Annotated in this window: 16 protein-coding genes; 2 read left to right on the top strand and 14 right to left on the bottom strand. The window is 27.4% G+C overall.

The features are described from left to right. The first annotated feature begins 45 nt into the window (after positions 1-45). A complete protein-coding gene (locus GPX08_RS09000; RefSeq protein WP_156626482.1) occupies positions 46-1,050 on the top strand; it encodes a LytR family transcriptional regulator in 1,005 nt (334 codons plus the stop codon). A gap of 51 nt (positions 1,051-1,101) precedes the next feature. Here GPX08_RS09000 and rfbB read toward each other — a convergent pair whose 3' ends face one another. From rfbB to GPX08_RS08930, 14 genes are all read right to left on the bottom strand, one after another. Continuing rightward, entirely contained in the window at positions 1,102-2,151 is a 1,050-nt protein-coding gene (gene rfbB, locus GPX08_RS08995) for a dTDP-glucose 4,6-dehydratase (RefSeq protein ID WP_156626481.1), read from the bottom strand. A gap of 151 nt (positions 2,152-2,302) precedes the next feature. Beyond that, a complete protein-coding gene (rfbD, locus tag GPX08_RS08990; RefSeq protein WP_156626480.1) occupies positions 2,303-3,199 on the bottom strand; it encodes a dTDP-4-dehydrorhamnose reductase in 897 nt (298 codons plus the stop codon). Between the two features lie 28 nt (positions 3,200-3,227). Next, positions 3,228-3,854, bottom strand: a complete 627-nt coding sequence (locus tag GPX08_RS08985; protein WP_156626479.1) for an antibiotic acetyltransferase — start codon at positions 3,852-3,854, stop codon at positions 3,228-3,230. A 22-nt stretch (positions 3,855-3,876) separates the two neighbouring features. Then, positions 3,877-5,082 carry a hypothetical protein gene (locus tag GPX08_RS08980; protein WP_156626478.1) on the bottom strand — a complete coding sequence of 402 codons (1,206 nt, stop codon included), beginning with the start codon at positions 5,080-5,082 and terminating at the stop codon, positions 3,877-3,879. Positions 5,083-5,098: 16 nt separating this feature from the next. After that, a complete protein-coding gene (locus GPX08_RS08975; RefSeq protein WP_156626477.1) occupies positions 5,099-6,559 on the bottom strand; it encodes an oligosaccharide flippase family protein in 1,461 nt (486 codons plus the stop codon). Continuing rightward, entirely contained in the window at positions 6,559-7,773 is a 1,215-nt protein-coding gene (locus GPX08_RS08970) for a hypothetical protein (protein WP_156626476.1), read from the bottom strand. The genes GPX08_RS08975 and GPX08_RS08970 overlap by 1 nt, the downstream gene beginning before the upstream one ends. 37 nt (positions 7,774-7,810) lie before the next feature. Continuing rightward, complete coding sequence (gene rfbC / locus GPX08_RS08965) at positions 7,811-8,377, bottom strand: dTDP-4-dehydrorhamnose 3,5-epimerase (protein WP_156626475.1); 567 nt, start codon at positions 8,375-8,377, stop codon at positions 7,811-7,813. Positions 8,378-8,393: 16 nt separating this feature from the next. Next, positions 8,394-9,278 (bottom strand): glucose-1-phosphate thymidylyltransferase RfbA, encoded by an 885-nt coding sequence (gene rfbA, locus GPX08_RS08960; RefSeq protein ID WP_156626474.1) that lies wholly within the window; start codon positions 9,276-9,278, stop codon positions 8,394-8,396. Between the two features lie 14 nt (positions 9,279-9,292). Continuing rightward, positions 9,293-10,192: a glycosyltransferase gene (locus tag GPX08_RS08955; RefSeq protein WP_156626473.1), complete on the bottom strand. Its 900-nt coding sequence runs from the start codon at positions 10,190-10,192 to the stop codon at positions 9,293-9,295. After that, entirely contained in the window at positions 10,158-11,468 is a 1,311-nt protein-coding gene (locus tag GPX08_RS08950) for a hypothetical protein (RefSeq protein WP_156626472.1), read from the bottom strand. The genes GPX08_RS08955 and GPX08_RS08950 overlap by 35 nt, the downstream gene beginning before the upstream one ends. Beyond that, on the bottom strand, positions 11,443-12,600 hold the full coding sequence (locus GPX08_RS08945; RefSeq protein WP_156626471.1) for a DUF1972 domain-containing protein: 1,158 nt from the start codon (positions 12,598-12,600) through the stop codon (positions 11,443-11,445). The genes GPX08_RS08950 and GPX08_RS08945 overlap by 26 nt, the downstream gene beginning before the upstream one ends. An 11-nt stretch (positions 12,601-12,611) precedes the next feature. Next, positions 12,612-13,736, bottom strand: coding sequence for a glycosyltransferase (locus GPX08_RS08940; RefSeq protein ID WP_156626470.1), 1,125 nt, complete (start codon positions 13,734-13,736; stop codon positions 12,612-12,614). Between the two features lie 11 nt (positions 13,737-13,747). Beyond that, a complete protein-coding gene (locus tag GPX08_RS08935) occupies positions 13,748-14,785 on the bottom strand; it encodes an NTP transferase domain-containing protein (protein ID WP_156626469.1) in 1,038 nt (345 codons plus the stop codon). 33 nt (positions 14,786-14,818) lie between these two features. Beyond that, positions 14,819-15,475 (bottom strand): exopolysaccharide biosynthesis polyprenyl glycosylphosphotransferase, encoded by a 657-nt coding sequence (locus GPX08_RS08930; protein WP_156626468.1) that lies wholly within the window; start codon positions 15,473-15,475, stop codon positions 14,819-14,821. A gap of 38 nt (positions 15,476-15,513) precedes the next feature. Here GPX08_RS08930 and GPX08_RS08925 point away from each other — a divergent pair. After that, a partial coding sequence (locus GPX08_RS08925; protein ID WP_156626467.1) for a hypothetical protein occupies positions 15,514-15,685 on the top strand: 172 nt, incomplete at its 3' end.

Below are 15,685 nucleotides of genomic sequence, written 5' to 3'. Positions count from 1 at the left end.
TACTAACTACTGTGGTAAAATATCATATTGAAAGGGAGTGTATATATGTCAAGAAACGAAATTGATACACATAAAAAAAGGGGAAAGAGAAAAAAGAAAAAATCCTTAGGTTTTAAAATATTTATAGGCTTCTTGTGCGTAATTTTAGCATTAACTGTTGTTGGTGGTGGCTATTTTATTGGATTATTAAGCAAAATGGATAGTATTAAGCTTAACAAGGATAACCTTGGAATAGTAGAAGATGATTTAAAAGATTATAACAACGTAAATAAAATTAAAAATATAGCTTTATTTGGTGTTGATGCTACTGATGGCGAAACTGGACGTTCAGATTCTATTATGATTACTACTATCGATCCAGTTCACAATAAACTTAAGCTAACTTCTATAATGAGAGACTCTTATGTAAATATAGATGGATACGGAATGGATAAAATAAACCATGCTTATGCTTATGGTGGACCTGAACTTGCAATAAGAACAATAAATGAAAACTTTGGATTAAATATTGAAGATTTCGTATCAGTTAACTTCTCTTCATTACCTAAGATTATTAATATTCTAGGTGGAGTAGATATAGAAATTACTAATGAAGAATTACAATACATAAACGGATATATAGATGATATTAATAAAAAAGATGGAACAAGTTCTCCTCATATTACTTATGCAGGTGTTCAGCATCTAGATGGTACCCAAGCTCTTGCATATTCTAGAATTAGATATACTGCTGGTGGAGATTATAAGAGAACTGAAAGACAAAGAACAGTACTTGAAGCTTTATTTAATCAATTAACTTCTGCATCTATTGGTTCATATAATTCATTATTAAATGAAGTTTTACCTTATGTTCAAACTAATTTAAGTACAACTGACATTCTTTCATTAGGTACTAAGGTTGTTAGTTCAGGAGTTAATTTAGAACAAGATAGATTCCCAAGAGATGGCTATGGTGAAGGTGCTAATATTGGCGGAGTTTATTATCTAACGTTCGATATTGAAACTGCAAAACAACAAATGAGAGATTATATATTTAATGATGTAAAATAAATAAAAAAAGGATAGTGCTTTTATAGCATCTATCCTTTTTCATTTACAATATTACTTATACATTTCATTATAATACTTTTTATATTGACCAGATGTAACATTCTCCATCCATTCTTTATTATCTAAGTACCACTTTATTGTCTTTACTATTCCTACTTCAAAAGTAGTTTCTGGATACCATCCAAGCTCTTCTTTTATCTTAGTCGGATCTATTCCATATCTTCTATCATGACCTTTTCTATCCTCAACAAACTTCTTTAAGTTTTCAGTTACTTTGCTATCTACATTTTCATTAATGTATTTTATAACTGTATCAACTATTTGGATGTTAGTTCTTTCATTATGTCCACCAACATTATAAACTTCACCAAGTCTTCCACCATTTATAACCATATCTATTGCTTTAGCATGGTCTTCAACGAATAACCAATCTCTTATATTTAATCCATCACCATAAATAGGTAAATCCTTTAATTGAAGACAATTATTTATAAGAAGTGGTATTAACTTCTCTGGGAATTGGAAAGGTCCATAGTTATTTGAACATCTTGTTATATTAATAGGCATCTTATAAGTATCTCCATATGCCTTAACCATCATATCTGATCCAGCCTTACTTGCAGAATATGGGCTATGAGGATCTAATGGAGTAGTTTCCATAAAGTAACCTGTTTCTCCTAATGATCCGTACACTTCGTCAGTTGAAACATGTAAGAACTTAACTCCGTCTTTCCATCCATCTTCTGTTTCCCAAGCATTTTTTGCACAATTTAATAAGTTAACTGTTCCTAAAACATTTGTCTTAGCAAATACTTCAGGTTCTCTTATACTTCTATCAACGTGAGATTCTGCTGCAAAGTGAGCAACATAATCTATTTCGTATTTTTCAAATAATGAAGATACTAATTCTGCATCACATATATCTCCTTGAACGAATATATGTCTAGAATCATCTTCTATACTCTTTAAGTTTTCTAAATTTCCTGCATAAGTTAATTTATCTAAGTTTATAATTCTTATATCTTCATATTTTTTAAGCATATATAATACAAAGTTTGAGCCTATAAATCCTGCTCCACCAGTTACTAAATAAGTTTTCATTTAATTCTCTCCTTAAAACTCAAAATATTTATTAAGCTATTTGAAACTATTAAATATTATTTTACTATTAAACTTCTTTAACAAAATCAAAGGAGTACACACATGTGTAACCTCCTAGTTCAAATTGAACTTTTGATTATAAATAAGTAAATTATAAATTTTTATTCTTACTTATAAATGTATTTAAAGCTTCTTTCCAATCTCTCATTTCATCGCCAACTGTACATCTTAGCATCATATTATCTAAAGATGAATACTCAGGTCTCTTAGCAGAGTTTGGATACATAGCCTTATACTCTTCTGAACTACATGGCTTAACTACGCATTTTCTATTAGAAAGCTTCATTATTTCTGAGGCAAAATCATACCAACTACATTCTCCCTTACCTGTACAATGGTATATTCCATATTCATCTGTTTCTATAAGTTTTAATATGTGATATGCTAAATCATTAGCATTAGTTGGATTTCCTCTTTGATCATTAACTACAGTTAACTCATCCTTTTGACTTCCCAAATTCATCATAGTATACACAAAGTTCTTTCCTACATATCCATAAAGCCAAGCTGTTCTTACTATATAGTATTTTGAAGAGAACTCTCTTACATACTCTTCACCTTTAAGCTTTGTTTTACCATAAACACTGTAAGGTGCTGTTAAATCAAATTCAGTTAAAGGAGTGTCACCTACTCCACTAAAAACATAATCAGTTGAAACTTGAACTATCTTAGCTCCAACTTCTTCACAAACTAAGCTTAAGTTTCTAGGTCCTATAGCATTTATTTTAAAAGCTAAATCCCTATTACTTTCACATCCATCTACATTAGTAGCTGCAGCACAATTAATAACTACATCTGGTTTTATTTCATTTAAAACTCTTCTAACATCTTCTAACTTAGTTATATCTAACTCATCAATATCTAAAGGAAAAATTTCAGCATTTTTTATATATTCACTAACTTTCCCTATCTCAGCTTCTCCAGTCTTAACTATATCTTGAAGTTCGTTTCCTAATTGTCCCTTAGAACCTGTTATTAATATCTTCATAGCTCTTCTCCTTAATAAACTATCAAATTTATACCTTCTTATTTTTTAAGAACAAATCCCTATCAATAAACAGTTCCATTTGTTTCTTGATTTGATTTATATCATAATCCCACCATTTAGATTCCTTTATACTTTTAATTTCGTCTTCAGTAAACCTATATCCAACTATTCTTCCAGGTGATCCGACTACTATAGCATAATCTGGTACATCTTTAGTTACTATAGTCCCAGCACCTATTACTGCCCCATCACCTATTCTTGTACATTTTGATAATACTATAGCATTTTGTCCAATCCAAACGTCATTACCGATTATCAATTTACTTCTTTCAATCTTTTCATCTTTAACAAAATTAACAGCAGGATTATAAGCAAAAGGATGGGTTGTAATAAATTCTAGCGGGTGATTTGCATTATATATATATACATCTTTAGCGAAAGAACAGTACCTTCCAATTTTAGTACCTGGTGCAATCCTCTCATAATTAAAGCATCCTCCATAACTACCTATACCTATATCAATATTATACCACTTACTATATAACTCTCTTGTAGTCTCAGACCACATTTCTCCTTTTTCTATTTTTTTATAAAATTTAATAATATATTTTCTTATCCTATTTGATTTAATATTATATAGAATATATTTACTCATATACCCTCCTAAAAGCTTTAATTTATATTCTTTTATTTACAATCCTCTTAACAGTTCCTAAAAATGTTTTTAATTGTTTCTTTCTACTTTGATATTTAGAAGTTTTTTTTATTCCGCACTCATATTTAGGAATAGTTCTATTAAAAAGCCTCATGGCATTAAGTCTAGCAGTCAATGTAGTCCTTCTTTCAAACTGATAAGGTTGCACAAATTTTAAGTTTTCTTTTAAGAATACTTCTCTTTCAATTCTTTTATCAGCAATTAATCTATTAATTAAATCTTCTCCAATTTTATTCCTAACTACAGCCAAACTTTTACCACTACCTTCAGCAAATACTGGATATCCTTTTTCATCACAATCCCATCCATCACCAAAGACTAAATCTGCTGACATACCAACCCCATCTGGACAAATTTTACACCTTGGGTGTAAATGTCTATTTAATATTTTACCCCAACTATCAGCATAGGGCATCTTAAACTCTTCTCCTAATGCATTTACTGCTGTAGTAAATCCTGGCCAACCATTTCCTCTATATCTAAAATCAATAATATCCTTCTTATTAATAGAGAATTTTTCTAATACTTTCATAGTCCCTTCAATGCTTGGTGTACCTGCACAAAAGAAAGAAATTTTATATAGTATAATTTTTTTTATTGATTCATCTAATTTTTCATAATTTCTTAAAGCCACTACGTCACAAGGACGTCCAACAAAAGCATATTTTAAGTTTCTATCAAGATTATTCAAAACTTCATTTAATGGAGAAGATGGGCAATATTTTGAACCTGTATTATTAATTATACTATTTATATCATTTGTTATTATAACTTTATTTCCTAATACATCTTTTTCATCTTGCTGTATATGTATTACGTAATCAACAAGATTATTTTCTATTAAATAAACTAAGGTTTGAGTTATGGTACCTCCAGAAGACCCTTTAAATCTAATTTCATCATTTGTAGAATATCCAAGAAATATCTCCTTATAATCTCCCCAAACATTATCTTTTATATTTTCAACTGCAAAAGTTTTTATTCCTGGACATACTTCATTTACTAAATCCTCTTCAGTGATTTTATTACTTTTATGTTCATATCCACTAACAGTTAAAAATCCTTCGTTATTGTAATCAATCTTAGAACCATTAGAAAAGTTAGTACAAATTCCGCATCCAATACATAAATTTTCATTCACTACTTCATTAATCTTTAATAGTTTCATTTTACCTCCATTACATTTAACTTCTTTTAATTAAATTAATATCTTCTTTTTTTATATATCCCATTTTTATAAAAATAAATAAAGTTACTAAATATATTACTCCTCCAAATACTATAAACCTAACACTAGCTGGGATTTCTATCATGGTACTAATAATATATAAAGGAATAGCTACGATAGATGGAAGTAGAAATATTTTTATAAGTTTTTTATAAGGTAGTACTTTCCTCAATCTTATATTAAAACCTTTGCTTATCTTTCTCAATTGTAGATATACCATTGAATAATGAACTATTACAGTTGAAATAGCAGGCCCAACTATTCCGAACAGCCTTAAAAAAACTGTGTTCAATGTAATATTTAAAAGTATTCCTATTATCGAATTTATCATAACATACTTCTGTTGTTTAATAACAATTAATATGTTTCCAAATACAGTGAAATATAGCGGAAATTTCATAAGATATATAATAAAAATAGGTGTACTACTTTCTACATATTTATATGAAAATATTAATTCTATATATTCTCTGCAAAATAAAAGTGCTATCCAAAATATTGGAAACATTATTAATGCAGTTTTTTCACAAGAATCTCCCCAAATTGCTAATACATCATTTGAGTTTTTATTTTCTGTATAACTCTTTGACATTCTTGGTAAAACAACCGATGCAATGGAAATAGTTACTATTCCTACTAAAGGTATATCTGTAGCAGCATTTGCATATGATGCATATTGCTCTGGAGTATATCTATTAGATATAAATAAATTATCTATATACATATTTAAATTCTGTACTAAAGCTACTACTCCTAGAGGTATTGCAAATCTAATTTGCTTATATAACAGTCTAAACTCAATTTTGAACGTTAAGCCTTCTATTTTTTTTATAAAGAAATACATAAATATCGTTCTTAAAAATTCTATAACTATAATACAAATAAGAATATAGTATAGATTTCTCATCTTTATAGTAACAAATCCCAATGCAATAAAATTTATAATAGTATAGACAATATATATTTTCCCTAGCATTACAGTATTATTGCTTGATATATATATATTCTCTAAGAAACTCGATATTATCATTATGAAAATTTCAATTGCTAATAAGCTTATATAGTTTAAAATATCAGGATTGTTTAATAATAGTGCTAATTTTTCTTTAAATATTACTATAGATGAACTACTTATAATAGCTATTATTAATAATATAACTGTTGTATTACCTATTAATTTTTCCTTATCTTTTTTAGTAGAAGATACATAAAAATAACTAATAGTTGTTGGGATACCCACAACACATATAGAAGTAGCTAAATTCATAATTAAATTCACTTGCTTATATGTACCATATAGGCTCTCTGTAAACAGTCTCGCTATAATCATATTAAAGATAAGCATAAGAACACCTCTTATGCCTTTACTAAATGTAAGGATTAAAGAATCTTTTAACACATCTCTTCCCCCATAAATTACTTTTCTTCAATTATATTAATTATTGTTTCAATTTTTTCTTTTAATAATGGAATTTCTTTACTTAACTTATCTTTTATTTTCATCCTACCATTAAAGTTAGTAATAATAGAATTTATTATTTCATCTTCATTTTGTTTTCGAGGGTCTGTCACACAATATCCTAAGCCAATATTATCCCATATACCAATAAACTTTCTACTATATGCAATAGGACTTGTCGGAACACAAGTAGAAATAGCACCTATACAAGCATGCATTCTACTTCCTATAAAGTAATCACATCCACTTATTATAGCTTTAATTTCATCTTCCCTATAATACTTATCTATTGTTTTTATATTTATATTTAATTTAGAGTTTAAATCAGAAGCAATTTTTTTACATACTCTAAAATCATCTTCTACTTCAATATCTTTTACCATTACATGTGGAATTAGTATTATTTCTACATTAGATATTAAGCTTAATTCTTTAATTAAAGAATCAATTAGCCTTTTATAATTGACTCTTAAATTGAACATATTCTTCCCATTATATCCACCATTATACAATAAAGCACTAACGTTAATTCCAATCTTTACACTGTGATTATTTTCAACAAAACTTTCAATATTAACTCTATAATCAGGATTCATATAAAATGCCATATCAGGGCTAAAAATAATTTCCCTATTCACTTTTAAATCCTCAATTGCAACTTTTTTACTTACTTCATCTCTAACAAATACAAAGTCTGCATTATTTAATATTTTTCTTGCAATTTTTTTTACTATACTCTTTTTAAACGGACCTAATGTTTGTGGCATAATAACTAATTTTTTATTCAAATTTATTGATATTAGTTTGATTAATGAGTGTTGAATAAATCTTTCTAATCCATATATATCACTAAAGCTATCTCCCTCACTAATATCAAGAATTAAGTCACTTTCTTTCAGCTTTCTAGTTATATAATTTTCACCAAAAGTCTTGCTCTTTAAATATGCTTCCACCATTTTTTTTCTACCACAAGGAATTTCTTTTACAACTATATTAGAATCATTATATTTTATATTATTTTCTATAATTTCTTTTACAGTATACGAAAGAATAGCTATTTCAGTATCAATTCCATATTTATCAAGAAGCAAAAGAATTTGCCCCCTTGTCAATGCATTTACGCCTCTATTTCCTGAATTTAGTGATGCACCTGCTAGTATTATCTTTTTCATTTTTTCTCCTCTAATTGCATATGTATTTAAAATAAATCTATTTATATTCAAAAGGTAAATCTAACTCTTTCAAAGTTTTTTGCTTCTTATCTTTATCAGATAATAGTATTTCTTCAATTCCGTCTAGAGGCCATTCTATTCCTACTTCTGGATCATTCCATAAAAGTCCACTATCATATTCTGGAGCATAGAAATCTGTACATTTATAATTAAATGTAGCTGTATCAGAAACTACTAAAAATCCATGAGCAAAGCCTTCTGGAACATAGAATTGTTTCTTGTTTTCAGAAGTTAATAAAACTCCTTCCCACATTCCAAAGGTAGGTGAACCCTTTCTTAGATCTACTGCAACATCATATACAGCTCCTTCAGTTACTCTAACAAGTTTTCCTTGAGTATGATTAGTTTGAAAGTGCATTCCTCTTAGAACTCCTTTTTTAGATCTAGACTCATTATCTTGTACAAACTCCATAGTTAATCCAGCTTCTACAAAGTCATTTCTATTATAACTTTCCATAAAGTAACCTCTGTTATCTCCAAAAACCTTAGGTTCTATTATGTATAAGTCTTTAATTTTTGTTTCTTTAAAATTAAAATTCCCCATAATTACATCTCCTAATCTATTTCTTCTTAGCTTCTAACTCTTCAACCACATCTACTAAGTATTTTCCATATCCAGTCTTCATTAAAGGTTTCGCAAGTTCTTTTACTTCATCAGCTGTTATCCAGCCTTTTCTATAAGATATTTCTTCAAGACATGCTATGTATGTTCCTTGAGTATTTTGTACTGCTTCTACGAAGTTAGATGCTTGAAGCATTGACCCATGAGTTCCTGTATCAAGCCAAGCCATTCCTCTACCTAGCAAGTTTACTTTTAGAGTTCCTTCTTCCATATAAACTCTATTTAAATCTGTTATTTCTAACTCCCCTCTAGCTGAAGGAGATAAAGCCTTAGATTTTTTAACTACAGAATTATCATAGAAGTAAAGACCTGGAACTGCATACTTTGATTTTGGATATTCTGGCTTTTCTTCTAAAGATATAACATTATTATTATCATCAAACTCAACTACTCCAAAGGCTCTTGGATCTTGAACGTAATATCCAAATACCATTGCTCCCTTTTCTAATTTTGCAGCTTCTACTAAATGCTTAGAAAAGCTTTGTCCATAGAATATATTGTCTCCTAATATCATTGCAACATTATCATCACCAATAAATTCCTCACCTATAATGAAAGCTTCTGCTAATCCATTAGGTTGTTCTTGTATTGCATACTCAATCTTTAGTCCAAGCTCTGACCCATCTTGAAAAAGTTCTTTAAAATTAACTATATCTCTTGGTGTAGATATTATTAATATCTCCCTAATTCCTGCAAGCATTAATACAGACATTGGGTAATAAATCATTGGTTTATCGTATATTGGCACCATTTGTTTTGACATTGCCTTTGTTACTGGATACAGTCTTGTTCCTGATCCCCCTGCTAATATTATCCCTTTCATCAATAATCCCCTTTCTATTTATTAACCTTTACTTTTCCTTCTGCTCCTTTAAAGAAATCAAATATTCCATTAATAGTTCCTTCTAACTTAACTCTCTCTCTCTTAAATAGATATTTAAATAACTTAACAGATGTAGTTAAGAAAAAATACAATCTATAAGAAAAAATTTTTTCGTTAAATTTTTTATTAAATAAAAGCCTATTTCTAATCATATAGTACCAATATGTCTTAGATTTTTCTCCACCTGTAGAAGCACTTACCTTGTGGTACATAACTGCTTTAGGCTCAAAATAAATCTCATATCCACTTCTTATCATTCTTACACAATAATCAGTATCTTCATAGTATAAAAAGTACTCTTCACTCATTAGCCCTATTTTCTCTATACATTCAATAGGAATTAATATACAACACCCTGTCGCAAATTCAATATTTTTCTTCTTATTATTTTCATAGCTATCTAACTCATTTATTCCATACTGAATAGGTAAACCTTTTATCCAATTCATTCCCCCACCAGCAGACCAAATGATATTTTTATTATCATAATAATATATTTTGGGAGATATTACATATTTACTATCAGAAGCATCAATCATCAATTCGATCATATCACTCTCTATAATAGTATCATTATTTAGCAACATAACGTAGTCAAACCCGTTGTTTAAAGCATACTTTATTCCTAAATTGTTTGCTCCAGAAAATCCCAAATTACTATCTGACATTATTATTTTTATATCACTATTAAACTTTTCCTCTAATAACTTAACTGAATTGTCAGTAGAATTATTATCTATAACAATAATTTCATAGTTTTTATATGTTGATTTTAATATAGAGTTAATGCACTCTTCATTATATTTCTCGCCATTATAATTAACTAATATTATCGCAACTTTTGCTTCCATCATTCACCTCTAATTTATACACCTCTTTTTCTATATCTGTATAACTATAACATCCTAAGCCCAATATAATAGCAAAATAAGTGTTAGAAATTGCAGAATATATGACGTGTCCTCCTAGGAAAGAATGTATTATACCAATAAAAAGTGAAATGCTAATATAAAATTTAAATTGTTTATTTACATTTTTATTCTTTATTAATTTCACTATATAATTAAAAATTAAATAAATTATAATAGTTGCTGTTAATAAACCACTATAGTATATTAGACCTTCAAAGTCATTTTCTATTGAAAAAAACTCTTTTTTTTCAATATTAAGTTCTTTATTGGCATAAAAATATCCCATACCAAACAAATACTTAGGATGAACATCAAAATCGCCTGATATTGCATTATCAATTAGACGTGGTTGTATATCCCTATATGAAACTATATAACTATATAAACTTCTATATCCCTTGTCTTTTGAATAATCTTCAAGTATATTCATTATTGAAGAAAAGTTTGTACATATGAATAAGGTAGCCATTATACTAAAAAATATTAATATTTGTTTAGTGTAATTTTTCTTTTTAGCCTTTATAATATAACTCATAAAGACTACGACTATCTCCAAAATTAACAATGCTTTACCTGCTTTAGGACCAATTAATAATAAACTTATTGTTACTGTTATAACTAAAGCAAAATCCTGCAATTTTTTACATTTTAGAAATTCATATATTATAATTGGTAATATCATAAGAAGTACTATAGTGACATCATTATGAGCCTCTATAAAACCCTTATATCCCAACCTATCACCATAATTATAAGTTTTAAGTCCAATTTTAAATACATTTGATATTATGATATTAATAGATAATATTAAACTCGCAATTTTTATAGATTTTATTATATTTTTTACATTTATGAATGAAGTATTTAAATTTTCTATAATATACATTACTACACAAAATAAATTCAAAATTTTTAATATATATGAAAAATTACTCATTAAGTTATAATCATATTTATTTAAGATTATATAAATTTGACCTAGTAAAAGGATTGATGTTAATCCAACAATTTTCCATATATTATTTTTATTTTTCAAATTAAAAAATAAAAATCCAACTATCATAGCTCTAATAATTTGCTGTATTGGAAATTCTATTCCTAAAAATTTAGTATTTATGGTATAAATAATATCTATTAATGGAGAAAAAGCTATTATTAAATAAATAATCCTATTATTATTTTTTAAATTGAATTTAATATTCATTAAACAACTCCTCATAATTTTTAATTATATTATCCCAATTATATCTATATTCAATTACTTTTGATGATTCTATACCCAAATTATTTATTATATTTGGATCTAATGAATCAGAATAATCTATTAATTTCTTCAAATTATTGTTTTCCTTATTAAAATATAAAGCTGAATCTTCAGCTACTTCTCTATTAAAACCTATATCTAGTAATAAATTTAACTTTGTTAATGCCAATGCCTCTAATAACGAAGGATTAGTCCCCCCAACTTCATGTCCATGGAAGTAAGCAAAAGCATTCTCTCTTATTTTCTTTAAAAGCTCTTGATCGTATACTGTTCCAACAAATTTAATTCTATTATCATTATCGAGTTTTGTAGTTTCTTTCAACTCTTTATAAAAAGAATTATTTTCTACATTTGTGATAATCACAAAATCCTTTTTCGTATTACTCTTCATAAATTCTTCAATCATTAATTTATAATTATTTTCAGGAACAAATCTACCTACCACTAAGTAGTATTCATTTTTTTTCACATTTTTCTCTTTATACCAATTCATTACTCTAGGGTCATTATCATCTAACTTTGATTTTCTAGTATCTGCTCCATATGCTATAAACTCAGTTTTAGGATTATATTTTGAATATTCATTTTTTATATATTTCTCTATATTAATAGAATCACAAATTAATAAATCAGAATTCTTTACCATCAATCTTTCAGAAAATTTCCAATATTTTTTTATAAAATAGTTCCACTTGGCTCTCTTCCATTCATGTCCATCTGGATTTACTAATAGTTTTACACCTAATTTATTCAATATTTTCTTATAATGACCTATAAACGGTCCTATTCGACAAGCTAATATGTATATCGTTGCATCATTCACTTTATTTTCCTTTATGTATTTTATAACTCTTTTTAATGATACTACATCATAATATATTGCTTTAGCAGGACCAATATTAGGAACACTTACATTAAAACATCTTGCTTCATTGTAATAAAATTCATCATTACTATCAGATAAACAGGATACATGATATTTAATGTCTTCTGAAACTTTTCTTTCAGTTAAATTATCTACAAAAGTTTCAAATCCTCCATAATTAGCAGGTATTCCCTTTGATCCTATAATAAAAATATTTCTCATTTAAATTTCTCCTATTTCAAACTATAATATATATTCTCAATTTCTTTAGTTATTACTTCCCAAGAAAATTTCTTCTCAATATAATTCTTCCCACGTTTACCCATATCAATAATTTTATCTTCATCATCTAATAATAATATAATAGCTTTTTTTAATTCATCACAATTTTCTTTCTCTACAAGAATACCCGTTTCACCATTAAGGATTACTTCCGGAAATGACCCTATATTAGTAGCAATTACTGGTTTTTCATAAGCATATGCTAAATGTACTACACCGCTTTGATAAACTTCTCTATATGGTAATATATTTATATCCGATGCACAGTAATACCAACTTATTTGTTCATCTGGAATATATTTAATATCACATCTTATTTTAGACTTATCTACACTATTAATTAATTCTTCATACATAGAAAAATCATCTTCCCAAACCTTACCTGCTATTAATAATAAAACATCATCTTCTATTTCTTTGATTAATTCATTAAATGATTTAATTAATATATCTAATCCTTTTACCTTCTTTATTTGTCCAAAAAACAATAGTACTTTTTTATCTCTATCAATATTTAACAGTTCTCTTGCTTCTTCTTTAGAGATAATATTTGCATGTTCAATAAAATTACCATGCGGAATATATGTAACCTTATTACTAATATTATTAAATAACGAATTAATTCTCTCTACATTAGGTTTTGCTTGAACTATAATTTTATCTGCTAAATCATAAATTTTCTTATGGCTCTTATAGTCATAAAACTTCTCATTAAATGGTAATATATCATGCACAGTTACTACTATTTTTATCCCCATTTTTTTTATCTTTCTAATAAAAAACAAATCAACTGGCGATAAAATAAACCATTGAACATGCAGAATATCTACTTTAAATTCATTACATATTTTTAATATTTTATTCCAAGCAACTAAATAATTTTTAGCCTTTTCAATCTTACTCTTTTCTTTATTGGTAATCCCTTGGAAATAATCATATGAAGTTACACAATCATCTTTAAAGATTTTTTCATCTGAAACAAAAATAATATCATTATTAGTTTTCAACTTTTCTAAAATGCTAAAGGAATATTTATAATTTACAGTGGCTATCTGATCTACAAATAATATTTTCAATTTTAACTCTCCTATATCTTACTCTTAATTTCATTTATCTTGTCTATCTTTTCCCTATCTCCTATTATAATTCTATCATCAGTTTCTATTATATATAGACTTTTAACTCCATCTAATATTATTGGCTTGCATGAAGAAATAATTATATTATTCATTGAATTAAACTGTTTCACATCCCCTATTATAACATTATTATCTATATCTTTTTCTCTATATCTTTCAAGAGATTTCCAAGTACCAATATCATCCCAACCAATTTCACTCGGTATAACAAAAATATTCTTACTTTTTTCTAAAACAGCATAATCGATAGATATTGAATCTGTTTTTTTATAGTTTATATCTATATAATTTTGAATCTCTTCTTCATTTACATTCTCCAAACTATGTAAGACCTCATATGTTAATGGTAAATATTCTTTTATTTGATTTAATATATGCTTTATTTTCCAAACAAACATACCACCATTCCAAAGATAAGTTCCTTCATCCAAATATTTTTGTGCTAAATCTACATTTGGCTTCTCAAAGAATCTTTCAACTTCTTTTATTCCATTTTGAATATCTTTCCCACATTTTATATAACCATATCCAGTCTCAGGTCTATCCGGCTTCATACCTAGGGTTAAAATACTATTATTATTTAACTTTAAAAAATCATAGCCATTAATAATTATTTCTCTAAACTTCTCTTCATCCCTTATAAGATGATCAGCAGGTAAAACAACCATTGTAGCATTTTCAAAGTATCTATTAATTATAAATGCTGATAAAGCTATACATGGAGCCGTATTTCTTCCTTCTGGTTCTATAATAATATTTTTCTCTGGCAAACCAGGTAGTTGCTCTCTAAGTAAAGTAACATACTTCTCACCAGTACATATAAATATTCTTTCAATAGGTATTATTGGCTTTATTCTATCAACAGTCATTTGTATCATAGTCTTATCCCCAACAAGATTTAAAAACTGTTTAGGCTTCTCTTCAGTAGATAAAGGCCAAAATCTAGTTCCCTTTCCCCCCGCCATTATTAAAGCACATGTATTCATAATTCATCCTCCAAATAAATTAATTCTATTGAACTAAGCTGCATTTTTATCTCCAAATAGGACAAAAAAAGTTTTAAAAATAAGTTTTATATCTAACCAAAAATTTCTCTCATTTACATACTTAATATCAAGTTTCATCCAATTTTCAAAATCTATATTATTCCTCCCCATAACCTGCCAATAACAAGTTATACCAGGCTTTACATCTAGACGTCTAAGCATCCAAGATTCAAACTCCTTAACCTCGTTAGGTAAACTTGGTCTAGGTCCAACCAGACTCATTTCGCCCTTTAAAACATTAACTAACTGTGGTAATTCATCTATGCTTGTCTTTCTTATAAATTTACCAACCTTAGTTATTCTAGGGTCATCTTTTATTTTAAACATAGGTCCAGACATTTCATTTTTACTTTTTAGCTTTTCTTTTAATTCTTCCGCATTTACTACCATAGATCTAAACTTATACATATTAAATTCTTTGCCGTTTAGTCCAACTCTTTTCTGACTGAAGAATATAGGTCCATTAGACTCTAATTTTATTAAAATACTTATAATCATAATAACAGGACTTAATAAAATCAGACCACAAAGTGAGCCCATAATATCTAAAGTCCTCTTTAAAAATTCATATATTATTCTATTTTCTTTATTTTTTGTTTCAACATTAATATTTACATTAATATTATCCATCTTATCCCCCTGATAAAATATTCGATCTGTTAAGTTATATGAACATTGCTCTTCTCAACCAAAGGAAATACAATAGGTTTGCAAAACTAAATAATACCCCCTTAGAAAAGGAGAGAAGAACAATGAACAAGACTAATATAAAATGCCCACGCTGTCATTCTGATAAACTATATAAGTTTGGTTTTAATAAGCAGGCTAAACAAAAGTATC

Source organism: Clostridium tertium (assembly GCF_902652255.1).
GTDB classification, from domain to species: domain Bacteria; phylum Bacillota; class Clostridia; order Clostridiales; family Clostridiaceae; genus Clostridium; species Clostridium tertium_A.
This window is presented reverse-complemented; position numbering and strand designations above follow the sequence as displayed.

What these genes read in the sequence shown, in the direction of transcription:
- GPX08_RS09000 (WP_156626482.1), top strand. Translation starts at nt 46, where the DNA reads ATGTCAAGAAACGAAATTGATACACATAAAAAAAGGGGAAAGAGAAAA.
- rfbB (WP_156626481.1), bottom strand. Translation starts at nt 2,151, where the DNA reads ATGAAAACTTATTTAGTAACTGGTGGAGCAGGATTTATAGGCTCAAAC.
- rfbD (WP_156626480.1), bottom strand. Translation starts at nt 3,199, where the DNA reads ATGAAGATATTAATAACAGGTTCTAAGGGACAATTAGGAAACGAACTT.
- GPX08_RS08985 (WP_156626479.1), bottom strand. Translation starts at nt 3,854, where the DNA reads ATGAGTAAATATATTCTATATAATATTAAATCAAATAGGATAAGAAAA.
- GPX08_RS08980 (WP_156626478.1), bottom strand. Translation starts at nt 5,082, where the DNA reads ATGAAACTATTAAAGATTAATGAAGTAGTGAATGAAAATTTATGTATT.
- GPX08_RS08970 (WP_156626476.1), bottom strand. Translation starts at nt 7,773, where the DNA reads ATGAAAAAGATAATACTAGCAGGTGCATCACTAAATTCAGGAAATAGA.
- rfbC (WP_156626475.1), bottom strand. Translation starts at nt 8,377, where the DNA reads ATGGGGAATTTTAATTTTAAAGAAACAAAAATTAAAGACTTATACATA.
- rfbA (WP_156626474.1), bottom strand. Translation starts at nt 9,278, where the DNA reads ATGAAAGGGATAATATTAGCAGGGGGATCAGGAACAAGACTGTATCCA.
- GPX08_RS08955 (WP_156626473.1), bottom strand. Translation starts at nt 10,192, where the DNA reads ATGATGGAAGCAAAAGTTGCGATAATATTAGTTAATTATAATGGCGAG.
- GPX08_RS08950 (WP_156626472.1), bottom strand. Translation starts at nt 11,468, where the DNA reads ATGAGGAGTTGTTTAATGAATATTAAATTCAATTTAAAAAATAATAAT.
- GPX08_RS08945 (WP_156626471.1), bottom strand. Translation starts at nt 12,600, where the DNA reads ATGAGAAATATTTTTATTATAGGATCAAAGGGAATACCTGCTAATTAT.
- GPX08_RS08935 (WP_156626469.1), bottom strand. Translation starts at nt 14,785, where the DNA reads ATGAATACATGTGCTTTAATAATGGCGGGGGGAAAGGGAACTAGATTT.
- GPX08_RS08930 (WP_156626468.1), bottom strand. Translation starts at nt 15,475, where the DNA reads ATGGATAATATTAATGTAAATATTAATGTTGAAACAAAAAATAAAGAA.